A 21,036-nucleotide genomic window follows, 5' to 3' on the forward strand; every position below is an offset into this window, starting at 1 on the left:
CTCCGTTGTTAATTCAGGATTGTCCAAAACTCAAAGAGTTTAGTGTGACATTAAGATAAATCAGTTTGGCCTTACTTAACGGAGAACCATTAAGCCTTAGGACGCTTCACGCCGTACTTGGAGCGAGCCTGCTTACGGTCTTTAACACCTGAGCAGTCCAGCGCACCACGAACGGTGTGGTAACGAACACCCGGAAGGTCTTTAACACGACCGCCACGGATCAGGATCACGGAGTGCTCCTGCAGGTTGTGACCTTCACCACCGATGTAGGAAGTCACTTCGAAACCGTTAGTCAAACGCACACGGCATACTTTACGCAGTGCGGAGTTTGGTTTTTTAGGAGTGGTGGTATATACACGAGTACATACACCACGTTTCTGCGGGCAGGCTTCCAGCGCAGGCACGTTGCTTTTCGCAACTTTGCGTGCACGTGGTTTGCGTACCAGCTGGTTAACTGTTGCCATTAAATAGCTCCTGGTTTTAGCTTTTGCTTCGTAAACACGTAATAAAACGACCTCATACAATATGAGGACGCGAAATTTTAGGGCTACGTCGAAAAGGTGTCAAGAAATATACAGCGATCTCAAATCACCAGTTCATTTGACTGGCGTGCGTCACAGTAAGATTGACGAAATCAGTATAGCCAACCACGTCAATTTTGGCTGAAATTTGACCAGAAAGACCCCGCGCATCCAGATCGTCTTTCAGCGCAGAGACTGTTATGGGGGCATTCGTGAGAATTTCAACGAAACGACTGCCTTCAAGTGCGGCAAGCACGCCGTCCTGAATCAGCAGCAGATCATCACCGTCGCGCAGCATACTCAGTAACGCGTCGATGTCACATTGCCATGGTGAATGGCTCAGAGTATGGAGCATGGCAGCCTCAGAAAGTCAGAACGGTGTCGTAGTGGGAAAGGTGTTCGCGCAATGCCGCAGAAGACACGACGGTCACATCCAGCACGAAAGGCGTCTTCTCATCCAAACCGCGAGCGGCCAGCGAATCGGCGCAGACATACAGGGTTTCAATGTCGTACAGCGGCAGCACTTTGAAGGTCGCGATGTAATCCCGCGCCAGAATGGCCTGTGGCTGCTGATCCGCCAGAAGCTGAAACACCCCGTCCCCCAAAAAGAAGACGCCGATATCTTCGGTCAGCGCGGACGTCGCAAGTAACGCATCCAGCCCTTCGCGGCCGGAAGCGCTGCCGTGCGGCGCAGACGTAAACACAAATGCCACGCGCTTCATCAGAATTGCACCACTCTGTCGCAGGTTAACGCCGCCTGTGCCAGCGCACCCAGGCCACTTAACGAAAAACCGGGCTGCAGGTTAGAACCCGATAAACCAAGACGCGCGGCTTCGGTTGCATCTGTCACGCCGCGGCGCAGTGCCGCCGCGACGCAGATATGCAGTTCTACGCCCTGCTTTTCGTTTAGTGCCTGCCAGCCGCGCACCACGTCAAACTCATCGCTCGCCGGTGACGTAAACTGGTTCGCGTTATACACCCCTTCCCGATAGAAGAAGACGCTCGCCAGCTCATGTCCGGCTGCCAGCAGCGCATGCGCAAACTGCAGCGCGCTGCTGGCCTGCTGAGTCCCGTACGCCGGGCCTGTCACCATTAACGCAAAACGCATTACTTGTCTTGTCCCAGGAAATCACCGCTTTTGAACTGGCGAATATAGAGATAGACCGTGTGCTTGGAGATGTTCAGACGATCGGCCACCTGGTTGATGGCGTCTTTAATATCAAAAATCCCTTTTTCATAGAGATTGAGCACAATCTGACGATTCTTGGCGTTGTTCGAGACGTTGCGGTCGGCATTCACCTCTTCAATAGTGAACTCCAGCGTCTGCGTCACAAGATCTTCGACGGAAGAGGCAAAGTTAACAGAAGAGCCAACATCCGGCGTTTCGGGTGGAACAAAGGTGCTCATGATCTGCGAGAATGGCACATCAAGGTTCATGTTGATGCACAGCAGCCCAATCACGCGATGCTCACGGTTTCGAATCGCGATGGTTTCTGACTTCATCAGCACGCCGCTTTTGGCGCGGGTGAAATAGCATTTGGAGACGCTGCTGTCCGCGCCGGTCATGTCATGCAACATACGCAATGCAAGGTCGGTAATTGGCGAACCAATTTTACGGCCAGTATGCTCACCATTCGCAATGCGGATGGCGGAACACTTCAGATCTTGCAAGGAGTGCAATACGATTTCGCAGTGGGAGCCAATGAGCATCGCTAACCCGTCCACTACCGCTTCATAGGATTTCAGAATATCGAAGTCGGTCTGATCGAAAGGACGTTGATCCAGTAAATCAAGTTCACTGGTTTCGTTGGTTAAAAGCGACCTGGACATGAAAAAAACACTCCTTTTCAGGAGCCTGTCGTTAGGTTTTCAGGGCAGGCTCATTATCTACACGGACAACTAAATTAATACAGCGTGCCTAACGCTTTCCAGTGTTAATTATACCTGCCCCACAATAAAAAACCGCCGCCTTAAAGGCGGCGGTTTTTTTTCAGCATTACTTCTTAGCGGCAGCGGCTTTATCGTCAGCCGGTGCGTCTGCCTTGGCATCCGCTTTCGGTGCCGGTTTGATATCCAGCAGCTCTACGTCAAAGACCAGGGTAGAGTTGGCAGGGATACCCGGAACGCCGGTTTTGCCATAGGCCAGATCCGGTGGAATAACCATCTTGATCTTGCCGCCTTTCTTGATGTTTTTCAGGCCTTCAGTCCAGCCCGGGATCACACCATCCAGACGGAAGGAGAGTGGCTCACCACGGGTGTAAGAGTTATCAAACTCTTTACCGTCGATCAGCGTACCTTTGTAGTTCACGACAACCGTGTCGCTGTCTTTAGGCGCATCGCCGGTGCCTTCTTTCTCAACTTTGTACACCAGGCCAGTCGAAGAGGTTTTCACACCCTTCTCTTTAGCAAAGGCATCGCGGTAGGCTTTGCCTTTCGCTTCGTTGTCTTTAGCGTCCGCGTCCATCTTGGTCTGCGCGGCGCCCTTCACACGCGCTTCGAACGCCTGCAGAGTCTGTTCAATTTCCTGGTCAGACAGCTTGCTCTTATCGGCAAATGCGTCCTGAACGCCCGCGATCAGCTGAGCTTTATCCAGTTTGATGCCCAGTTTCTCTTGTTCTTTCAGAGAGTTTTCCATGTAACGACCCAGAGATGCGCCCAGTGCGTAGGCGGATTTCTGGTCGTCATTTTTGAACGCCGCTTTGCTGTCTGCAGTGGCAGCAGGCTTCGCAGCAGTATCAGCAGCGAATGACAGCGGCGCGTTCAGCGCAACAGCCATCGTCGTCGCCAGCAGCGTTACTTTAAACAGTGATTTCATCCATATCTCCAGGGCCTGGGGACTCTCACCCCAGCGTTAAACGTAAATGAGTGACGTACTATAAAACGTTGCAGAAGAAATCTACAGACAGACACGTCCAATTCTCGCCACTTTTCAGACTATTTTTGTTTAAATAAGTTTCTTGCCAGAGGGATGCGAACTGTACTTAAGGATAAACTCAGTTAAACTGCGCCGCCGCTGGGCCATTATGGCGAATCTGAAATAAACGAGGTGAATGATGAAGGATACAACGATAGAAGCGAGAATGGCTGAGCTGGAAAGCCGCCTGGCTTTTCAGGACATCACCATCGAAGAGCTAAACCAGACCGTGACCGCACATGAACTCGAAATGGCGAAACTGCGGGATCATATGCGCCTGCTGACGGAAAAGCTGAAGGCTACGCAGCCGTCGAACATTGCCTCTCAGTCGGAAGAGACACCACCTCCTCATTATTGAGGCGTAAAAAAAGCGGGATTATCCCGCTTTTTTATTTTCCGCATGACGGAATTAGTGGCAGCCGCAGCCGCCGTTACCGCAACCACCTTTACCGTGGCCGTGGTCATGACCATGGTCGTGGCCGTGACCACCGCAGCAGCCATCGTGGCCGTGATCGTGGTCATGGTCGTGACCGTGTGCACCGTGAACGTGGCCATGAGCCAGCTCTTCTTCGGTCGCTTCACGGATCGCAACAACTTCTACGTTGAACTTCAGGTTCTGGCCAGCCAGCATGTGGTTGCCGTCAACCACGACGTGGTCGTCTTCCACTTCGGTGATTTCAACTGGAACCGGGCCCTGGTCGGTTTCTGCCAGGAAGCGCATGCCAACCTGCAGTTCGTCAACGCCCATGAACACGTCTTTAGGAACGCGCTGAACCAGGTTGTCGTCATACTGACCGTAAGCGTCGTTCGCGCCTACAGCAACGTCAAATTTGTCGCCAACTTCATGACCTTCCAGCGCGTTTTCCAGGCCGGAAATCAGGGAACCGTGACCATGCAGGTAGTCAAGCGGCGCACTCACCGGAGACTCATCAACCAACACACCGTCTTCTGTACGTACCTGATAGGCCAGGCTGACCACCAGGTCTTTTGCTACTTTCATGATATCTCCTGAGCGTGGGAAAATTGCTGGCGCAGATTGTAGCGGAAATCTGCACCTGTGTACCCTTTAGCTTAAAAAAACTCAGGGCATATCGCTAGTCCGGATGAAAAATCCCGATAACTTGCTCTTCTTTGCGAACGTGATCGCGGGCCTCTTTGTCGGCCTCACGCATCTGGTGACCGCACTTAACACACTCAACAACATCAATATTATTTTCCCGCCACATCGCCAGGGTATCTTGTGCCTGGCAGGTCGGGCATTTTGCACCCGCGATAAAGCGTTTACGTACAGCCATCTTTCGTTACCCTTTATTCAAATTCATCCCAGCCATCGAGCTGGCGTCGTTCCTGCTGCATCTCGCGCTGGAAGATCTCCTCCAGCTCGCGACGCGCTTCCCGCACGCGGGAGATCTGCGCCGTATCGGTATGTACCGGCATCAGCTCGCGCAGCATCCGCATATCCAGCCGGCGGAAGTGCATCTGAGCACGCTGCGCCTGATGCGGATGCATGCCAAGCGAGATCAGCGCCTTGCGCCCCAGTTCCAGCGCACTGGAGAACGTCTCACGGGAGAAGTGTTTCACACCCGCCTGCAATAATTCGTGAGCTTCAACACGTCCCCGCGCACGCGCCAGAATATGCAGATGCGGGAAATGCTGCTGGCAGAGATCCACCAGCTTCATCGTGTCTTCCGGGTCGTTACAGGTAATGACGATGGACTCTGCCGCCTCTGCCCCCGCCGAGCGCAGTAGCTCGAGCTGGGTCGCATCGCCGTAGTAAACCTTGTAGCCGTATTTGCGCATCAGGTTGACCGCGCTGATATCCCGCTCCAGCACCGTAATGCGCATTTTGTTCGCCATCAGCAAACGCCCGATCACCTGTCCAAAGCGGCCAAAGCCCACCACGATCACCTGGGGCTTATCATCCTCCACCCACGGCGCTTCGTCTTCATCGTCTGTCGGGTTCAGGCGGCGCGACAGCAGTTTATCCACCAGCTTCATCAACAGCGGCGTGGTCATCATTGACAGCGTGACCGTCACCAGCAAAAGCGCCATCTGATCGTCTTTAAACAGCTTCTGGGAGGAGGCGGTAGAGAACAGCACAAACGCGAACTCGCCCCCCTGGCTTAACACGCTGGCAAACTGCATGCGTTCCGAACTGCGCAAGCCGTAAATGCGCGCCATGACGTAGAGCACCAGCGTTTTCACCGCCACCAGGATGGCCACGCTCACCACAACCCACAGCAGATGGGTATAGAGCACGCCAAGGTTGAGCGCCATCCCCACCGAAATAAAGAACAGGCCTAACAGCAGCCCTTTAAAGGGATCGATGGCAATTTCCAGCTCGTGCCGGTATTCACTTTCCGCCAGCAGCACCCCGGCGATAAAGGTCCCGAGCGCCATCGACAGCCCCAGCGCATCCATAAACAATGCCGACCCCAGCACCAGCAGCAGCGTCGCGGCGGTAAACACCTCGCGCACGCCCGACGCGGCAATAAAGCGGAACACCGGACGTAACAGGAAACGTCCGCCAATCAGCATCCCCGCGAAGGCCAGCACCTTCATCGCGATTTTCGCCCAGTCGAAGTGGTCGTCGCCGGAGCCCGCCAGCAGCGGCACCAACGCCAGCGCCGGGATGACCGCCAAATCCTGGAACAGCAGCACCGAAAAACCCAGCTGACCGGCTTCGTTGCGGTTCATCCCCTTGTCGCGCATCAGCTGCAGGGCCATCGCCGTCGACGACATCGCAAGGCCTATCCCCCCTATCACCGCCGCCTGCCAGGAGAAATTCGTCAGCATTAACAGGCCCCCCAGAATCGCGGCGCTGAACACCACCTGCGCGGCACCCACGCCAAAGATGGAGCGTCGAAGCTGCCACAATTTAGAAGGGTTGAGCTCAAGGCCGATGATGAACATCAGGAACACCACGCCCAGTTCGGAGAAGTGAAGAATTTCATCTACATCGCTGATGAATCCCAGTCCCCAGGGGCCAATCGCGATCCCCGCCAGCAGATACCCCAGTACCGCACCGATACCAATACGCGCAGCAAGCGGCACCGCGACGACGGCCGCAAATAAAAACAGCACCCCGGCGAGGAGCAAATTCGATCCTTCCATTAACGACCTCCTGCCGGAATCGGTGACGCCAGCCATTCACCATAGGCTCTGGCGTGGCTGGCCAGTTCTTTCGGATCCTGACGTCGGGCCCAGTAGACAATAATCGGGCTCATCCAGTGCATACGGCACATTGCCGCCGTCAGTTCGAAAGGCCGCAGAATGTCGCTCATCGGATAGCGGTTCAGCCCGTCGTGGCGGTAAGCGCTTTCGGGTTCACCGGTCGTAATCACGCTACGCCAGTACTTTCCCGCCAGCTGGTTGCCCCCCACCCCACTGGAGAAGCCCCGGCTCAGCACGCGGTCCAGCCACTCTTTGAGCAGCGCCGGACAGCTGTAGGTATAAAGCGGATGCTGGAACACAATCACGTCATGCTGACGCAGCAGTTCCTGCTCGTAAGGAATATCAATAAAGAAATCAGGATAGTGCGCGTAGAGATCGTGCACCGTCACGTTACTGAGCTGTGTGGCCGGCTTAAGCAGCACCCGGTTTGCCACCGAGTCCTGAGATTCCGGATGGGCATACAGCAGCAGCACTTTTGCTGTCTGAGACATCATTCCCCTCCCGGTCTTGTTTCTGTTTTTGTGTATCGTTGTTGTTTTGGGCTACCATGGCGGCCCGGTGCGGAAAATGGCCCACACCTTACATTATCATAATGACAAATTAACATAGTCGGAACATACGGCGCTTCTATGATTGTTTTCTCCTCGTTACAAATTCGTCGCGGCGTGCGCGTCCTGCTGGATAACGCCACTGCTACCATCAACCCAGGCCAAAAAGTGGGTCTGGTCGGCAAAAACGGCTGTGGTAAATCCACGCTGCTGGCGTTGCTGAAAAACGAGATTAGCGCGGATGGCGGTAACTTCACCTTCCCGGGGAACTGGCAGCTCGCCTGGGTGAACCAGGAGACGCCAGCCCTGAGCGAACCGGCACTCGACTATGTTATCGACGGCGACCGGGAATACCGTAAGCTCGAGGCGGAACTTAACGCCGCTAACGAGCGCAACGACGGTCACGCCATCGCCACCGTTCACGGCAAGCTGGACGCCATTGACGCGTGGACCATTCGCTCCCGCGCCTCCAGCCTGCTTCACGGCCTGGGCTTCAGCAATGAACAGCTGGAACGCCCGGTCAGCGACTTCTCCGGTGGCTGGCGCATGCGCCTCAACCTGGCGCAGGCGCTGATCTGCCGCTCTGACCTGCTGCTGCTCGATGAACCGACTAACCACCTCGATCTCGATGCGGTTATTTGGCTGGAGAAGTGGCTCAAGAGCTATCAGGGCACTCTGATTCTGATCTCCCACGACCGAGACTTCCTCGACCCGGTGGTGGATAAAATCATTCATATCGAACAGCAAACGATGTTCGAGTACACCGGCAACTACAGCTCCTTCGAGCGCCAGCGCGCGACGCGTCTTGCCCAGCAGCAGTCAATGTACGAAAGCCAGCAGCAGCGCGTGGCGCACCTGCAGAGCTTTGTGGATCGCTTCAAGGCCAAAGCGTCAAAAGCAAAGCAGGCCCAGAGCCGCATCAAGATGCTGGAGCGCATGGAGATGATCGCCCCGGCGCACGTCGACAACCCGTTCCACTTCAGCTTCCGCGCCCCGGAAAGCCTGCCAAATCCGCTGCTGAAAATGGAAAAAGTCAGCGCGGGCTATGCCGACCGCATTATTCTCGACTCCATCAAGCTCAACCTGGTGCCGGGTTCACGTATTGGTCTGCTGGGACGCAACGGTGCAGGTAAATCGACGCTGATCAAACTGCTGGCGGGCGAGCTTAACCCGGTCAAGGGTGAAATCGGCCTGGCGAAGGGCATCAAGCTGGGTTACTTCGCCCAGCATCAGCTGGAATTTTTACGCGCGGATGAATCCCCGATTCAGCATCTCGCGCGTCTGGCGCCGCAGGAGATGGAGCAGAAGCTGCGCGACTACCTCGGCGGCTTCGGCTTCCAGGGCGATAAGGTCACCGAAAACACCGAGCGTTTCTCGGGCGGTGAAAAAGCCCGTCTGGTGCTGGCGCTGATCGTCTGGCAGCGCCCGAACCTGCTGCTGCTCGATGAACCGACCAACCACCTGGATCTCGATATGCGTCAGGCGCTGACCGAAGCGCTGATTGAGTTCGAAGGCGCACTGGTGGTGGTTTCGCACGACCGTCACCTGATCCGTTCCACCACGGACGATCTCTACTTAGTGCACGATGGCAAAGTCGAACCGTTCGACGGCGATCTGGAAGACTACCAGCAGTGGCTGACGGACGTGCAGAAGCAGGAGAACCAGCCGGAGGAGTCGGCGAAAGACAACGCCAACAGCGCGCAGGCACGTAAAGACCAGAAGCGCCGTGAAGCGGAGCTGCGCACTCAGACGCAGCCGCTGCGTAAAGAGATTGCCCGTCTCGAAAAAGAGATGGAAAAGCTCAACGCCACGCTTGCCGCTGTTGAAGAGAAGCTCGGTGACAGCGGTCTGTATGACCAGAGCCGTAAAGCCGAACTGACGGACTGCCTGCAAACGCAGGCGAAGACCAAATCCAGCCTCGAAGAGTGCGAGATGGCGTGGCTGGACGCGCAGGAACAGCTGGAAGCGATGCTGCAGGCTGACTGATCCACCGGGAGGGCTATGAGTTTCGATAACACGAGCGAGATTACATTCCGCAAACTCAGCATCTTCATGACGTTTATGGAGAAGGGGAATATCGCGCGTACCGCCGAAACTCTGGGCCTGAGCGGCGTCAGCGTTCACCGTGCGCTGCACACGCTGGAAGAGAACGTGCGCTGCCCGCTCTTTACCCACAAGGGGCGCAACCTGATTGCTCTCCCTTCCGCCTGGACCTTGCTGGAATATTGTCAGGAAGTGATGCAGGTGATGGAGCGCGGGCTGGAAGCGTCGCGCAAAATTGCCGGGATCGGCCAGGGGCGGCTGCGCGTGGGCACGCTCTACTCGCTCACCCTGGAAACCGTGCCGCGCCTGATTATGGGCATGAAGCTGCGCCGTCCGGATCTGGAAATGGATCTGACGATGGGCTCCAACGAAACCCTGCTGCACATGCTGGATGAAGGCTCGCTGGACGCCATTCTTATCTCCATTTCCGAGAGCGATATCGACCGTAACAGCCTCGAAGTGCTCCCCCTGTTCCACGACGATATTTTCCTTGCCGCACCGGCCTCCGCGACGCTCAATACCCGCGGCCCGGCCGATCTGCGCGACTATAAAGATCGGAAATTTGTCTCTCTTGCGGAAGGGTTCGCCACCTATGCAGGCTTCCAGGAGGCGTTTCATATCGCCGGGTTCGAGCCGGAGATTGTTACCCGTGTGAATGACATTTTCTCCATGCTCAGTCTGGTGCAGGCGGGAGTGGGCTTTACGCTGATGCCGGGCAGGATGAAAAAGGTCTATGAGAATTCCGTGCAGCTCCTGAAGCTTGCCGAGCCATACCAGATGCAACAGCTGATCGCCATCGTCTTTGCCCGCAACCGCGAGCAGGATCCAAGCCTGCGGGCGCTGGCCGCCGAAGGGCGGATGTATGCCCGCAGTTTGCAGGACGGAGCCTGAGGTCGTGCCGGGTGACGACGCGTCGCGTCTTACCCGGCCTACGTTCGTGCAGTTGTAGGCCCGGTAAGGCGCAGCCGCCACCGGGCTAAACCATCACGCACGGAGTCGCTTAGCCAGATGTACTGCCACGTCCACCCCGCTGCGCTCCAGCGAAATGGTCTCTCCTTCCCACGGTGCCTGACGCGTCAGGCAGGTCAGTACGCCGCCGGGGGGCATCTCGATCGCCAGCCGGGCTTCGCGTTCATTCGCTGAAATCATCGCCTCCTGCCAGCGCACCGTGCGCGCCATGTTCATCGCCAGATCGTCGGCGATCTTTTCCGGCTGCCACAGCACGCGCCCGGTGCTGCCACTCAGGTAGGCGCAGCGTGGGCGTGAAAGCGTGACCGATTCGAACGCCGTTGCCAGCTTTTGCGCGGGTGCTGTCAGCAGTTCGCAATGCGACGGCACGCTGATCGCCAGCCGTTTGGCCTTGCTCGCCCCTTTCGCCAGCGCGCGCGACGCCGCCTCCGCCATCCCTTCATCGGTTCCGGCAATCACGATCTGCGTTTCGGCATTCAGGTTGGCAATGTAGGTCCCGGTGCCCTGGATAAGGTCTTCCACCTGCGGCAGAGTGAGCCCCATAATTGCCGTCAGGCCGTAGCCGTGCGGATACGCCTGCTCCATCAGATCGCCACGCAGCGCCACCAGCTTCAGCGCATCCGTGAAGTCCAGCGCGCCTGCGATGACCGCCGCCGGATAAGCGCCGATGGACAGCCCGCTGACGATATCCGGCGCCACGCCGCGCCGTTCCAGCTCGCGCGCCCAGGCCACGCCTGCAATTAGCAGGCAAAGCTGAACCGCGCGGGTATGGCTTAACGCGTCTGCGCTATCCAGCGTATCCACTTCGGTGCCAAGCACCTCACGCGCCTGAGCCAGTTCCGTTCCCGGCAGGTTTTGCAGCATGCCTTCGTGCTGCGTGCCCTGCCCCGGAAAGGTAAACACTATTTTCATCACTCCTCCCTGCGCCACGGATCCGCCACCAGGCGCGGTCCACGGCGGGTTTTCAGCAGCGTTTTGCCGTCGCGCAGCCACTCCGCCAGCGCGAAACCGCCCTCGGGCGTATCCACCTGCGTATCGGCACGACACAGCGCACGGCTTAGCCGGGACTGCCACGTCGTCAGGGCGTCCGGTGAGATCGGCAGCGGAGCGCGGATAAGCAGATCGAGATCGCTGTCGGCATGGATCACCGGGATACCGGTCGCCAGCGCGTAGCCGGTACTGCCGGTAATGCCCCACGTCCACGGCCACGTCTGCTGAGAAAGCTGAAGCGCCACCTGAACGGGTGGCTGAGTTACAAAGGGCGAGCGCAGCAGTTCGGCCGCAACGCTCAGGTCTTCCGGTGAAACCACGCGTAGCACGTTTTCGGGCTTCACCCATCCGGCTGCCCGCTGGTCGCGACGTAAACCGCGCACACCAACGGGGATCCGGCCTTCGCTATCCACATCACGCCGCACCACCACCGGCAGGCCGGTATGCCAGGCGGCCTCCACCCAGGATTCAGTGATGCCTTCCAGCGCATCGCGGGAAGTAAGCCAGATAAGGTCGTGCGGGCGTAATGGGGTGGTCATGGTTACATTCCTGAAGTTAGCGAGATAAACAGCGGCAGCGACAGGATACACAGGACGGAGCTTAACAGCAGCACGGCTTCTGCATCCGGCGACTGCACGCCAAAGCGGTTACCGAACACAACGCCGAAGAAGCCCGCAGACAGCGCAATCATCAGGATAGCGGTGATCGCCACGGAGCCGTGCAGACCGAAGAGTAAGACGATACCCCAGGCAATGGCTGGCTGAATCAGCAGCTTAGCGATCGTGGAGGTGATGACCATGGTATTAATCTGCAGCTTACGGGCAGAGAGGATCACCCCGGTCAGGAACAGCGCCGCAGCGGTCGCGGACAGTCCCAGCGGTTTGATCGCCGCCAGCACCAGCTCCGGCATTTTGATGCCGATGGCGGACAAAATCACGCCCAGCAGCGGGCCCATCACGATCGGTTTTTTAATGGAACGCCACATCAGCACCGGCAGCATTGAGAGCGTTGAGCCGGAGCTATTGCCCTCAGCACGCGCTTTTTCACGCTCCAGAATGAGCAGGCAGAACGGGGTCATCAGCACCGAACCGCAGGCGATGGAGACCGCGACGGAGAGCGACGTAGAGGAGCCTTCGCCCAGCACGCTGCCCAGAATCGGCAGACCCAGCGCTGCATAGTTGGGCAGCGCGACGGTGAGCGTCAGCACGGCCGCATCCTGTGGCGATTTCTTAAAGACGCCGGTGGCGAGGAAGTAGATGACCGCATAGGTGATCCACATCGCCAGCGTCAACACCAGAATCAGCGGCGACTGGGCAACGATGCCGGTCCACGGCGTTTGCACGGTGGCACTGAACAGCGCGGCAGGGAGTGCAAAATCCATTACGAAGATATTAAGCAGGGAAACATTTTTGTTATCGACCATCTTTGCCTTGCCGGCCCAGAATCCCAGCAGCATGATGACGAAAATCGGTGCAAGAGCATGAACAATTACGTAAGTCATAAATCACCTGTAGTAAAAAAGTTTTAGCACTGGCGCGATGATTATTATTTTCAGGATGCAGGTTCCCGCGTGGGCGCTGTCACGCGCCCACGGGTTGATGCATCTGGCAGGTCTCTTTTTACTTACCAGTTGGCTCGCATACGTTCGCGTACGAGCGCCGAGCTGCGGCGATTGTCAGCACCCAGACGGTTTTTCAACGTGGTGTCCTGACGAGCGTCACTGATGGCCTGTTGCAGGGTGGATTTCACCAGCGTCAGATCGTTATCGGAGGGGGCATCCGGGTTGCTGATATCCAGCAGGTTAGAGAGCAGCCCCAGCGTGGCGTAGTTGCTGATGTCGTACGCCATTGGCGGAATGGTCGCCGCCAGTTTTTCCAGCGCCTCGACGGTACGCAGCGTGATGCGCGCCGCAGACTCTTTGCCCATCGCGTGGATCAGCACGCCTTTGTCGTTAAAGGCGATCAGACGGTTAGCCTGGTAGCCGTGCGCCAGGAACGCGCCGGACATCGCCTTGCCGACGATAAGCCCAATCACCGGGTGACCGGCCAGGCGGGCATTCGCATAGGCTGCTGCCGCACCGGCCAGCGCCTGATGAATACCAAACGCCTCTTCGCGTCGGCCATAGGCCTGGCTTGGGACGTCGATCACCGCCACAATCGGGCGCTTCACGGCTTTATCGGCATCAGCCGCGACGGTTTCACTGACCACTTTCGCCAGGGTCCAGCCTTCCAGCAGCCCCACTTCTCCTTTCGCCGCACGCGGGAAGTGGTTGTTGGCATCCGGCACCACGGCAACAAAGCGCACCGCCTCGCCGTTCAGCTCGCCGTCTGCCGCCTGCACGGACGGGCATAGCCCCTCGATACGTTTGGCGTTCGGGGCGAGGATGTCCAGCCAGCGTTCGCCACGGCTTATTGCGTTACTCATCATTTCACCTCCCGGGCAAAAAGCGCGTTAATCTGTTCGGCATCAGCCTGTTTGCGGGTGTCGAAATTCGTCAGACGGTTCAGGTAATCGTCGTAGTTATCGGTGCGATGTTTCGCGGGAACGCCTTTAGCAATCGCGTCGTTCATCGCCTGTTTCACCGCGTTGATACCGTCGCCGACGAGCGCATCCACCAGCCCGCTTTGATAGCGCACTTCACCGCCGGTCATGCTCCAGATAAACGGACGATCGCGGGAGTCGTACTCCTCAATGCCCGCCTCCTGTTCGATAACCTGCGGGCCGTTGAGGCCAAGACGCGCTTCGCGGGTCACGATCAGGTAGCTGCAGAGCGCCGCCGCGATGGACATCCCACCGAAGCAGCCCACGGTTCCGGCCACAATGCCAATAACCGGCGTGTAGCGACGCAGGTCCACAATCGCCGCGTGAATATCGGCAATCGCCGCCAGGCCAAGGTTCGCCTCCTGCAGACGCACGCCGCCGGTTTCGAGGCACAGCACCGCCTGAGTCGGAATGCCGTTACGGTTATCTTCCGCCGCCAGCTCCAGCGCCGCCGCCATTTTGGCACCGGACACTTCGCCCATGCTGCCGCCCTGGAACGCACCTTCTATCGCCACTACGACGGCAGGCTTGCCGTTGATGGTGCCCTTCGCCACCACCATGCCGTCGTCCGCCTGCGGCACAATGCCCTGTGGCCCAAGCCACGGAGAGATAATGCCTTCAAACGGATCCAGCAGTTCGCGGTAGCTGCCCTCGTCGAGCAGGGCCTGCGCGCGCTGGCGCGCTTTCAGTTCGATAAAGCTGTTGTCATCACGCATGGCTCACCCCCTCAAAAACCTGTTCGATGCGAATGCGCGCCACGCCCGGCGTCGCGCCGAAGTCGTGGATGGTCAGCTTCCCTGCGGGCAGGCTGCTGACGGTTTGCAGACGGTTGAACAGCGCCTCCCAGCGCCCCCGGCTGTTATCCACGGAGGTGGTGATATCAATGGTTAACGTCTGACCCGGTTCGGCGGTGAAGAGCACCTCCATATCCCCGGAACCGACTACCCCTGCCAGCGCCCTGCCGCTTAACGTGCGGCTGGCTGGCACGGTCAATGTGATTTTTTCCATAACATCCTCTTAATGCTTTGAATTTGGCGTTTCGACGCGGTCGAGAAACAGCGTGGCGGCAAGCAGGTCGGCAGCGCCGCCCGGTGAGGCGTTGAGCGCCAGCATCTGACGGTCTAACCTCGCCAGCGCCTGCTGGCCCGCAGGCGTTGCGCTGCCGCCGGCATTCAGCACCGCACGGGCGCCGTCCTGCATGGCATCAAGCCCTTCCATTCCGGCACGTGACAGCACGCAGGTGTCGGTGAGTGAGGTCATGATGGCCATCAGCGCGTCGAGCCTGGCGTGCGTTTCGCTGCTGCCGTTGAGGCGGCTCAGACGAAGCTGCGGCAGCGCGCGCTGCATAACGTGCGGGAACGCCTGCTGCGCCTCTTCACGCGCGCCCGGCACGCGGTAACGGTGCGTGGCGCGCAGGCCTTTACTGAACACCTTCGGCGCCGCGTCGTCCGGCAGTCTCGCCAGCTGTGCGGCGGTGCGGGCGACGTCTTGCGCCCTGGCATCACCGCCGAGCATCGCCACCGCGCTGACCAGCAGCCCCAGCGCCCAAATCGCGCCGCGATGGGTGTTTACGCCACCGGTTGCAGCCATCATCTGCTGCTCGCCTTCGCGACCGAGTCGCCCGACGGTTTGCCGAAGTGCGATATCTGCCGGGCGCTGCCAGCTTTGCAGCGCCAGCGCCTGAAACGTGGAGGTCAGGCTGTGCGCGGAGCGCTCCATCAGCGCAAGGGATAAATCGTGGTGCGCGCCGTTCCCCCGACTGTCCACCAGACCGGGTTTCGGGCTTAAACGTGCTTCGTCAATCAGACACTGCGTGGCGGTTCGCGCCAGCCATTCGGCACCGCCTTCAACCTGAATCTGGGGGAGAAGTTTCATTACCAGCTCCGGAATTTCGCAGGTGGGTTGTAGAGACCGCCGGACCATTCCACGAGATCAGACACGCTGCCTGCCGCCAGCAAAGAGCGGGTGGCATCAGTGCGGCGAATCCCCATATCTTCCGGATAGAGCACCTTGCCGCTCTGACGCAGTTCCGCCACGCGTTTGGCATCCACGCCCAGACCGATGTCGGTGATCCCCGCGACGGCAGCGACCATGGCACGACGCTCTTCCAGATCTTTCGCCCGATAGAGGTAGGCAATCCCCTCTTCCGTCAGCACGTGGGTGACGTCATCGCCGTAGATCATCACCGGCGCCAGCGGCATACCGGAGGCTTTCGCCACGTCAACGGCATCGAGTTTTTCCACGAAGGTCGGCTTCACACCCGCCTGGAAGGTTTCCACCATCTGCACGACCAGTTTTTTGCCGCGCTGCATTGGGTCAGGTTCGGTGATCATGTTCAGCCAGGCTGGCGTGGCGTGGCGACGACCGTGCGGGTCATGACCCATGTTTGGCGCACCGCCGAAGCCGGACAGACGACCACGGGTCACGGTTGAGGAGTTGGCGTAGCCGTCCACCTGCAGCGTAGAGCCGATGAACATATCCACCGCGTACTGACCTGCCAGCTGGCAGAACGCGCGGTTGGAGCGCATGGAGCCGTCGGCACCGGTAAAGAAGACGTCCGGACGCGCGCGGATGTACTCTTCCATCCCCAGCTCGCCGCCGAAGCAGTGCACGCTCTCGACCCAGCCGCTTTCGATGGCCGGGATCAGCGTTGGATGCGGGTTCAGCGTCCAGTGTTTACAGATTTTGCCTTTGAGCCCGAGCTGTTCACCGTAGGTAGGCAGCAGCAGCTCGATCGCCGCAGTGTTAAAGCCGATCCCGTGGTTCAGGGACTGCACCTGGTGTTCCGCATAAATACCCTTGATGGCCATCATCGCCATCAGGATGTGTTCCTGTTTAATCAGGCGCGGGTCGCGAGTAAACAGCGGTTCGATAAAGAACGGCTTATCGGCAACCACCACGAAGTCAATCCACGAGCCCGGAATATCCACGCGCGGCAGTTCACACTCGTCATCCACCAGCTCGTTCACCTGCGCGATGACGATGCCGTCATGGAACGCGGCGGCTTCCACCAGCGCCGGGGTATCTTCGGTGCTCGCCCCGGTATAGAGGTTGCCTTTGCGGTCGGCTTTAAAGCCGGCAATCAGCGCCACGTTGGGCGACAGGTCGACGTAGAGACGGGAATAGAGTTCGATATAGGTATGAATCGCGCCGATTTCGAGCTGACCATCCTCCAGCAGCTGGGAGATGCGCAGGCTCTGCGTCCCGGAGAAGGAGAAATCCAGCTTACGGGCGATGCCTTTCTCAAAGATATCCAGATGTTCGCTGCGGCCAACGCTTGGCATGATCATATGCAGGTCGTGGACGATCTGCGGGTTCACTTCGGCCAGCGAGCGGGAAAGGAAATCGGCCTGCTTCTGGTTGTTACCTTCCAGCACGACCTTGTCGCCTGGCGCGATCAGTTTTTCCAGCATGGCGACGAGATCGCCGGTTGGCAGTACCTTGCCCTGCACCGGTACGGAGGCCAGACGACGCGCTTTTTCGCTGCGTCGCGTGTTCCATTGCCGGGTGGGTGTTTGCCCAGATAACATTATTAACCTCCTGATTCAGCTAATCATTTTGATTTGCTTAACGTTGAGTAAAGTGTGCGCTCTGGTGAGAAAGGCATCAATTAAGCGTAGAGCTGAATCATTAGCCTGAGAGTAATAATCAAGGTAAATATTTGTGATCGGGATCAGTTCATGTTTCGGAAAACCAGGCTAAACGGGGTACAATTCGGAAAGTATCGTTAATTTCTGACAAGAATCAGCATCGCGCTTATGACCCAAATCATTCCATCAGGCTTCGAGATTGCAGCCGAAGACAGCACTGAGTTCGTGCCTATGCGCGGCGTCGCCAATCGCCATTTGCAGACCATGCTGCCGCGACTGATCCGCCGCAAGGTGCAATTCACCCCACACTGGCAGCGGCTAGACCTGCCAGACGGTGACTTTCTGGATCTCGCCTGGAGCGAAGCGCCGGATCAGGCTCGCCATAAGCCGCGGCTGGTGGTTTTTCACGGTCTGGAAGGCAGCCTGCACAGCCCGTATGCGCACGGGTTAATTGAGGCGGCCAAAGCGCGCGGCTGGCTCGGCGTGGTGATGCATTTTCGCGGGTGCAGCGGTGAACCGAATCGTCAGAAACGCATCTATCATTCGGGTGAAACCGAAGACGGCACGTGGTTTTTACACTGGCTGCGGGACAACTTCGGCACCGTACCCACCGCGGCGGTGGGCTACTCGCTGGGCGGCAATATGCTGGCCTGCCTGCTGGCTAAAGAGGGGGAAAGCGTCCCGCTAGATGCCGCCGTCATCGTCTCCGCCCCGTTCATGCTGGAGCAATGCAGCTACCACATGGATAAAGGCTTTTCCCGCGTCTATCAGCGCTACCTGCTCAACCTGCTGAAGGCCAACGCGGCGCGTAAACTGAAGGCCTACCCGGACACCCTCCCGGTCAGCCTGCGCCAGTTGAAAAAAGTGCGCCGCATTCGCGAATTCGACGATCTGATCACCGCGAAAATTCACGGCTTCGCCGATGCGATTGACTATTATCGTCAGTGCAGCGCCATGCCGCTGCTCAGCAAGATCACGCAGCCGACGCTGATCATTCATGCCAAAGATGATCCGTTTATGGATCATCACTCGATTCCCGCTCAGGAATTCCTGCCCGACAACGTTCACTATCAGTTGACCGAGCACGGCGGCCACGTCGGGTTTATCGGCGGCACGCTGCGCCGCCCGAAAATGTGGCTTGAGACGCGTATTCCTGACTGGCTAACCCCTTATCTGGACGGTGCAACATGATTATTCCCTGGCAGGATCTGGCTCCCGAAACGCTCGATAATCTGATTGAAAGCTTTGTATTACGCGAAGGCACCGATTATGGTGAACAGGAACGCTCGCTTGAGCAAAAGGTCAACGATGTAAAGCGCCAGCTGAAAAGCGGCGACGTGGTGCTGGTGTGGTCAGAACTGCATGAGACGGTCAATATCATGCCCCGCAACGCGTTTCACGGCTGATCTTCCACCCTTTTCAGTCAGGGAGTTGCTATGTCTGCCAGACATCCGGTTATTGCCGTTACGGGGTCGAGTGGTGCGGGAACCACCACCACCAGCCTCGCATTTCGCAAGATTTTCGCCCAGCTGAATCTCCGTGCGGCGGAGGTCGAAGGCGACAGCTTTCACCGCTACACGCGTCCGGAGATGGACATGGCCATCCGTAAGGCGCGCGATCTGGGAAAACACATCAGCTACTTCGGTCCGGAAGCCAATGACTTCGGCCTGCTGGAACAAACCTTTATTGAGTACGGTCAGAGCGGCAAAGGGCAGTCCCGCAAGTATCTGCATACCTATGATGAAGCCGTTCCCTGGAATCAGGTGCCGGGCACCTTTACCCCCTGGCAGCCCCTGCCGGAACCCACCGACGTGCTGTTTTACGAAGGATTACACGGCGGCGTGGTCACACCGCAACACGACGTGGCGCGCCACGTGGATCTGCTGGTTGGCGTGGTGCCTATCGTTAACCTGGAGTGGATCCAGAAGCTGACGCGTGACATGAGCGAGCGCGGCCATTCGCGAGAGGCGGTGATGGACTCGGTAGTGCGCTCCATGGAAGATTACATCAACTTCCTGACGCCGCAGTTCTCCCGCACCCATATCAACTTCCAGCGCGTGCCGACGGTGGACACCTCCAACCCGTTCGCGGCCAAAAGTATCCCATCCCTGGATGAGAGCTTTGTGGTGATTCATTTCCGCAATCTCGAAGGCATTGATTACCCCTGGCTGCTGGCGATGCTGCAGGGCTCGTTTATTTCTCACATGAATACATTGGTCGTGCCGGGCGGAAAAATGGGGCTGGCGATGGAGCTCATCATGACGCCGCTGGTGGAGCGGTTGATGGAAGGAAAGCAGATTGCGTGACGTCTGTTGCCGGATGGCGCTTCGCTTATCCGGCCTACGTTCGTGCAGTTGTAGGCCCGGTAAGCGCAGCGCCACCGGGCTTTATTTTTAAGCCTCGATCACTTCATACGAATGGGTGATTTTTACCGCTTTCTCCAGCATTAACGCCACAGAGCAGTACTTCTCGGCAGACAGGTCCACCGCACGTGAAACCGCCGCGTCTTTCAGCGCTTTACCGGTGACCACAAAGTGCAGATTAATGTGGGTGAACAGGCGTGGCGCCTCTTCGCGACGTTCTGACGTCAGTTTCACCTCACAATCCGTCACGTCATGACGGCCTTTTTGTAGAATCGACACCACGTCAATGGCGCTGCATCCCCCTGCTGCCATCAGCACCATTTCCATTGGGCTGGGCGCTTTATCGCCGGAGTTACCGTCCATCAAAATCTGGTGCCCTGACGCGGATTCGCCCAGGAACGTTAAACCTTCAACCCACTTCACGCGCGCTTGCATATTCTTAAACTCCAACGTTGCATTTTTGGTGACAGATTACGCGTGCGTTACATTTCTCGCAATGGAAGGCGACCTGCATCATGCTGAAGCGAGACACCAGGAGACACGCGGCGAAAGCTATGCTAAAACACTCAGGATGCTACAGTAATACATTGACGTTACACATGTATGCAGAGGACATCAAACTTTACTGGCTGCGAAACGTTACGGTAGCCGACTTCCCAGGGTATGGGTAAGAATTCGATTGCAACCCCAGAGTCCGGATGCATCTGATGACTCTGGTGACAGCTTATAACAGAGGATAACAGCGCATGGTGCTTGGCAAACCGCAAACAGACCCGACTCTCGAATGGTTCTTGTCTCATTGCCACATTCATAAGTACCCATCGAAGAGCACGCTGATTCACCAGGGTGAAAAAGCGGAAACGTTGTATTACATCGTTAAAGGCTCGGTGGCAGTGCTGATCAAAGATGAAGAAGGGAAAGAGATGATCCTTTCTTATCTGAACCAGGGCGATTTCATCGGTGAACTGGGCCTGTTTGAAGAGGGCCAGGAACGTAGCGCCTGGGTTCGTGCAAAGACAGCATGTGAAGTGGCTGAAATTTCTTACAAGAAGTTCCGTCAGCTGATTCAGGTTAACCCTGACATCCTGATGCGTCTCTCTTCCCAGATGGCGCGCCGCCTGCAGGTCACCTCAGAGAAAGTGGGCAACCTCGCCTTCCTGGACGTGACGGGCCGCATCGCACAAACTCTGCTGAACCTGGCGAAACAGCCGGACGCCATGACCCACCCGGACGGCATGCAAATTAAAATTACCCGTCAGGAAATTGGTCAGATCGTTGGTTGCTCCCGTGAAACAGTGGGCCGTATCCTGAAAATGCTGGAAGATCAAAACCTGATTTCCGCCCACGGTAAAACCATCGTGGTCTACGGAACGCGTTAATTCC

At 57.6% G+C, this 21,036-nt stretch carries 26 protein-coding genes; 7 read left to right on the forward strand and 19 right to left on the reverse strand.

Annotated elements, in window-relative coordinates:
* Nucleotides 1–89 precede the first annotated feature (89 nt).
* The 6 genes from rpsL to fkpA all read right to left on the reverse strand — a co-directional run bounded on the left by rpsL (nt 90) and on the right by fkpA (nt 3,336).
* A complete protein-coding gene (gene rpsL / locus ACMGGU_RS19500) occupies nt 90–464 on the reverse strand; it encodes a 30S ribosomal protein S12 (protein WP_000246815.1) in 375 nt (124 codons plus the stop codon).
* 124 nt (nt 465–588) lie between these two features.
* Nucleotides 589–876: a sulfurtransferase complex subunit TusB gene (tusB, locus tag ACMGGU_RS19505; RefSeq protein ID WP_045909310.1), complete on the reverse strand. Its 288-nt coding sequence runs from the start codon at nt 874–876 to the stop codon at nt 589–591.
* 7 nt (nt 877–883) lie between these two features.
* Nucleotides 884–1,243: a sulfurtransferase complex subunit TusC gene (gene tusC / locus ACMGGU_RS19510; protein ID WP_063622727.1), complete on the reverse strand. Its 360-nt coding sequence runs from the start codon at nt 1,241–1,243 to the stop codon at nt 884–886.
* Nucleotides 1,243–1,629: a sulfurtransferase complex subunit TusD gene (gene tusD / locus ACMGGU_RS19515; protein ID WP_023294706.1), complete on the reverse strand. Its 387-nt coding sequence runs from the start codon at nt 1,627–1,629 to the stop codon at nt 1,243–1,245. The genes tusC and tusD overlap by 1 nt, the downstream gene beginning before the upstream one ends.
* Nucleotides 1,629–2,351, reverse strand: a complete 723-nt coding sequence (locus ACMGGU_RS19520; RefSeq protein WP_045330517.1) for a helix-turn-helix transcriptional regulator — start codon at nt 2,349–2,351, stop codon at nt 1,629–1,631. The genes tusD and ACMGGU_RS19520 overlap by 1 nt, the downstream gene beginning before the upstream one ends.
* 166 nt (nt 2,352–2,517) lie before the next feature.
* Nucleotides 2,518–3,336 carry an FKBP-type peptidyl-prolyl cis-trans isomerase gene (gene fkpA / locus ACMGGU_RS19525; protein ID WP_008503008.1) on the reverse strand — a complete coding sequence of 273 codons (819 nt, stop codon included), beginning with the start codon at nt 3,334–3,336 and terminating at the stop codon, nt 2,518–2,520.
* Nucleotides 3,337–3,574: 238 nt separating this feature from the next.
* On the opposite strand from fkpA, the gene ACMGGU_RS19530 reads away from it, so the two are divergent.
* Nucleotides 3,575–3,793, forward strand: coding sequence for a protein SlyX (locus ACMGGU_RS19530; protein WP_008503009.1), 219 nt, complete (start codon nt 3,575–3,577; stop codon nt 3,791–3,793).
* 51 nt (nt 3,794–3,844) lie between these two features.
* On the opposite strand, the gene slyD is transcribed toward ACMGGU_RS19530, so the two are convergent.
* The 4 genes from slyD to kefG form a co-directional block, all read right to left on the reverse strand.
* The gene (gene slyD / locus ACMGGU_RS19535; protein WP_008503010.1) at nt 3,845–4,435 is read right to left on the reverse strand and encodes a peptidylprolyl isomerase; all 591 of its coding nucleotides are present in this window, start codon (nt 4,433–4,435) and stop codon (nt 3,845–3,847) included.
* Nucleotides 4,436–4,529: 94 nt separating this feature from the next.
* Nucleotides 4,530–4,730, reverse strand: a complete 201-nt coding sequence (locus ACMGGU_RS19540; protein WP_010436300.1) for a YheV family putative zinc ribbon protein — start codon at nt 4,728–4,730, stop codon at nt 4,530–4,532.
* 13 nt (nt 4,731–4,743) lie between these two features.
* Nucleotides 4,744–6,549: a glutathione-regulated potassium-efflux system protein KefB gene (gene kefB / locus ACMGGU_RS19545; protein ID WP_045909312.1), complete on the reverse strand. Its 1,806-nt coding sequence runs from the start codon at nt 6,547–6,549 to the stop codon at nt 4,744–4,746.
* Nucleotides 6,549–7,103, reverse strand: a complete 555-nt coding sequence (kefG, locus tag ACMGGU_RS19550; protein WP_021242220.1) for a glutathione-regulated potassium-efflux system ancillary protein KefG — start codon at nt 7,101–7,103, stop codon at nt 6,549–6,551. The genes kefB and kefG overlap by 1 nt, the downstream gene beginning before the upstream one ends.
* Before the next feature lie 135 nt (nt 7,104–7,238).
* Between kefG and ACMGGU_RS19555 the strand changes: the two genes are divergently transcribed.
* Both ACMGGU_RS19555 and ACMGGU_RS19560 read left to right on the forward strand, forming a co-directional pair.
* Nucleotides 7,239–9,143, forward strand: a complete 1,905-nt coding sequence (locus tag ACMGGU_RS19555; protein WP_136195929.1) for an ABC transporter ATP-binding protein — start codon at nt 7,239–7,241, stop codon at nt 9,141–9,143.
* A gap of 15 nt (nt 9,144–9,158) precedes the next feature.
* Nucleotides 9,159–10,091: a LysR family transcriptional regulator gene (locus ACMGGU_RS19560; RefSeq protein WP_045909314.1), complete on the forward strand. Its 933-nt coding sequence runs from the start codon at nt 9,159–9,161 to the stop codon at nt 10,089–10,091.
* Between the two features lie 93 nt (nt 10,092–10,184).
* Here ACMGGU_RS19560 and mdcH read toward each other — a convergent pair whose 3' ends face one another.
* From mdcH to mdcA, 8 genes are all read right to left on the reverse strand, one after another.
* Nucleotides 10,185–11,081, reverse strand: a complete 897-nt coding sequence (gene mdcH, locus ACMGGU_RS19565; RefSeq protein WP_196353015.1) for a malonate decarboxylase subunit epsilon — start codon at nt 11,079–11,081, stop codon at nt 10,185–10,187.
* Nucleotides 11,081–11,698 carry a malonate decarboxylase holo-ACP synthase gene (locus ACMGGU_RS19570; protein ID WP_262802584.1) on the reverse strand — a complete coding sequence of 206 codons (618 nt, stop codon included), beginning with the start codon at nt 11,696–11,698 and terminating at the stop codon, nt 11,081–11,083. Before ACMGGU_RS19570 ends, mdcH begins: the two co-directional genes overlap by 1 nt.
* Before the next feature lie 2 nt (nt 11,699–11,700).
* Complete coding sequence (locus tag ACMGGU_RS19575; protein ID WP_063622731.1) at nt 11,701–12,660, reverse strand: AEC family transporter; 960 nt, start codon at nt 12,658–12,660, stop codon at nt 11,701–11,703.
* 122 nt (nt 12,661–12,782) lie between these two features.
* Nucleotides 12,783–13,583, reverse strand: coding sequence for a biotin-independent malonate decarboxylase subunit gamma (gene mdcE / locus ACMGGU_RS19580; RefSeq protein WP_420300986.1), 801 nt, complete (start codon nt 13,581–13,583; stop codon nt 12,783–12,785).
* Nucleotides 13,583–14,416, reverse strand: a complete 834-nt coding sequence (locus ACMGGU_RS19585; RefSeq protein WP_048027661.1) for a biotin-independent malonate decarboxylase subunit beta — start codon at nt 14,414–14,416, stop codon at nt 13,583–13,585. The genes mdcE and ACMGGU_RS19585 overlap by 1 nt, the downstream gene beginning before the upstream one ends.
* A complete protein-coding gene (gene mdcC, locus ACMGGU_RS19590) occupies nt 14,409–14,708 on the reverse strand; it encodes a malonate decarboxylase acyl carrier protein (protein ID WP_023294711.1) in 300 nt (99 codons plus the stop codon). Before mdcC ends, ACMGGU_RS19585 begins: the two co-directional genes overlap by 8 nt.
* 9 nt (nt 14,709–14,717) lie before the next feature.
* Nucleotides 14,718–15,575, reverse strand: a complete 858-nt coding sequence (locus tag ACMGGU_RS19595) for a triphosphoribosyl-dephospho-CoA synthase (protein WP_047072445.1) — start codon at nt 15,573–15,575, stop codon at nt 14,718–14,720.
* Entirely contained in the window at nt 15,575–17,230 is a 1,656-nt protein-coding gene (gene mdcA / locus ACMGGU_RS19600) for a malonate decarboxylase subunit alpha (protein WP_334763289.1), read from the reverse strand. Before mdcA ends, ACMGGU_RS19595 begins: the two co-directional genes overlap by 1 nt.
* 228 nt (nt 17,231–17,458) lie before the next feature.
* On the opposite strand from mdcA, the gene ACMGGU_RS19605 reads away from it, so the two are divergent.
* The 3 genes from ACMGGU_RS19605 to ACMGGU_RS19615 are packed head-to-tail and all read left to right on the forward strand — an operon-like array spanning nt 17,459 to nt 19,596.
* Nucleotides 17,459–18,481, forward strand: a complete 1,023-nt coding sequence (locus ACMGGU_RS19605) for a hydrolase (protein WP_045909321.1) — start codon at nt 17,459–17,461, stop codon at nt 18,479–18,481.
* Nucleotides 18,478–18,696, forward strand: coding sequence for a YheU family protein (locus ACMGGU_RS19610; RefSeq protein WP_008503016.1), 219 nt, complete (start codon nt 18,478–18,480; stop codon nt 18,694–18,696). The genes ACMGGU_RS19605 and ACMGGU_RS19610 overlap by 4 nt, the downstream gene beginning before the upstream one ends.
* 30 nt (nt 18,697–18,726) lie before the next feature.
* Complete coding sequence (locus ACMGGU_RS19615; protein ID WP_008503017.1) at nt 18,727–19,596, forward strand: phosphoribulokinase; 870 nt, start codon at nt 18,727–18,729, stop codon at nt 19,594–19,596.
* A gap of 87 nt (nt 19,597–19,683) precedes the next feature.
* Here ACMGGU_RS19615 and ACMGGU_RS19620 read toward each other — a convergent pair whose 3' ends face one another.
* A complete protein-coding gene (locus tag ACMGGU_RS19620; protein WP_014885509.1) occupies nt 19,684–20,088 on the reverse strand; it encodes an OsmC family protein in 405 nt (134 codons plus the stop codon).
* Between the two features lie 311 nt (nt 20,089–20,399).
* On the opposite strand from ACMGGU_RS19620, the gene crp reads away from it, so the two are divergent.
* Nucleotides 20,400–21,032: a cAMP-activated global transcriptional regulator CRP gene (gene crp / locus ACMGGU_RS19625; RefSeq protein ID WP_000242758.1), complete on the forward strand. Its 633-nt coding sequence runs from the start codon at nt 20,400–20,402 to the stop codon at nt 21,030–21,032.
* The last annotated feature ends 4 nt before the right edge of the window (nt 21,033–21,036 follow it).

Origin of the sequence: Enterobacter sp. BNK-8, assembly GCF_048685095.1 — a bacterium.
Lineage (GTDB): Bacteria > Pseudomonadota > Gammaproteobacteria > Enterobacterales > Enterobacteriaceae > Enterobacter > Enterobacter quasiroggenkampii.

Excerpts from the sequence above, each read along its gene's own strand:
- rpsL (WP_000246815.1), bottom strand. The coding sequence starts at position 464 with ATGGCAACAGTTAACCAGCTGGTACGCAAACCACGTGCACGCAAAGTT.
- tusB (WP_045909310.1), bottom strand. The coding sequence starts at position 876 with ATGCTCCATACTCTGAGCCATTCACCATGGCAATGTGACATCGACGCG.
- tusC (WP_063622727.1), bottom strand. The coding sequence starts at position 1,243 with ATGAAGCGCGTGGCATTTGTGTTTACGTCTGCGCCGCACGGCAGCGCT.
- tusD (WP_023294706.1), bottom strand. The coding sequence starts at position 1,629 with ATGCGTTTTGCGTTAATGGTGACAGGCCCGGCGTACGGGACTCAGCAG.
- ACMGGU_RS19520 (WP_045330517.1), bottom strand. The coding sequence starts at position 2,351 with ATGTCCAGGTCGCTTTTAACCAACGAAACCAGTGAACTTGATTTACTG.
- fkpA (WP_008503008.1), bottom strand. The coding sequence starts at position 3,336 with ATGAAATCACTGTTTAAAGTAACGCTGCTGGCGACGACGATGGCTGTT.
- ACMGGU_RS19530 (WP_008503009.1), top strand. The coding sequence starts at position 3,575 with ATGAAGGATACAACGATAGAAGCGAGAATGGCTGAGCTGGAAAGCCGC.
- slyD (WP_008503010.1), bottom strand. The coding sequence starts at position 4,435 with ATGAAAGTAGCAAAAGACCTGGTGGTCAGCCTGGCCTATCAGGTACGT.
- ACMGGU_RS19540 (WP_010436300.1), bottom strand. The coding sequence starts at position 4,730 with ATGGCTGTACGTAAACGCTTTATCGCGGGTGCAAAATGCCCGACCTGC.
- kefB (WP_045909312.1), bottom strand. The coding sequence starts at position 6,549 with ATGGAAGGATCGAATTTGCTCCTCGCCGGGGTGCTGTTTTTATTTGCG.
- kefG (WP_021242220.1), bottom strand. The coding sequence starts at position 7,103 with ATGATGTCTCAGACAGCAAAAGTGCTGCTGCTGTATGCCCATCCGGAA.
- ACMGGU_RS19555 (WP_136195929.1), top strand. The coding sequence starts at position 7,239 with ATGATTGTTTTCTCCTCGTTACAAATTCGTCGCGGCGTGCGCGTCCTG.
- ACMGGU_RS19560 (WP_045909314.1), top strand. The coding sequence starts at position 9,159 with ATGAGTTTCGATAACACGAGCGAGATTACATTCCGCAAACTCAGCATC.
- mdcH (WP_196353015.1), bottom strand. The coding sequence starts at position 11,081 with ATGAAAATAGTGTTTACCTTTCCGGGGCAGGGCACGCAGCACGAAGGC.
- ACMGGU_RS19570 (WP_262802584.1), bottom strand. The coding sequence starts at position 11,698 with ATGACCACCCCATTACGCCCGCACGACCTTATCTGGCTTACTTCCCGC.
- ACMGGU_RS19575 (WP_063622731.1), bottom strand. The coding sequence starts at position 12,660 with ATGACTTACGTAATTGTTCATGCTCTTGCACCGATTTTCGTCATCATG.
- mdcE (WP_420300986.1), bottom strand. The coding sequence starts at position 13,583 with ATGAGTAACGCAATAAGCCGTGGCGAACGCTGGCTGGACATCCTCGCC.
- ACMGGU_RS19585 (WP_048027661.1), bottom strand. The coding sequence starts at position 14,416 with ATGCGTGATGACAACAGCTTTATCGAACTGAAAGCGCGCCAGCGCGCG.
- mdcC (WP_023294711.1), bottom strand. The coding sequence starts at position 14,708 with ATGGAAAAAATCACATTGACCGTGCCAGCCAGCCGCACGTTAAGCGGC.
- ACMGGU_RS19595 (WP_047072445.1), bottom strand. The coding sequence starts at position 15,575 with ATGAAACTTCTCCCCCAGATTCAGGTTGAAGGCGGTGCCGAATGGCTG.
- mdcA (WP_334763289.1), bottom strand. The coding sequence starts at position 17,230 with ATGTTATCTGGGCAAACACCCACCCGGCAATGGAACACGCGACGCAGC.
- ACMGGU_RS19605 (WP_045909321.1), top strand. The coding sequence starts at position 17,459 with ATGACCCAAATCATTCCATCAGGCTTCGAGATTGCAGCCGAAGACAGC.
- ACMGGU_RS19610 (WP_008503016.1), top strand. The coding sequence starts at position 18,478 with ATGATTATTCCCTGGCAGGATCTGGCTCCCGAAACGCTCGATAATCTG.
- ACMGGU_RS19615 (WP_008503017.1), top strand. The coding sequence starts at position 18,727 with ATGTCTGCCAGACATCCGGTTATTGCCGTTACGGGGTCGAGTGGTGCG.
- ACMGGU_RS19620 (WP_014885509.1), bottom strand. The coding sequence starts at position 20,088 with ATGCAAGCGCGCGTGAAGTGGGTTGAAGGTTTAACGTTCCTGGGCGAA.
- crp (WP_000242758.1), top strand. The coding sequence starts at position 20,400 with ATGGTGCTTGGCAAACCGCAAACAGACCCGACTCTCGAATGGTTCTTG.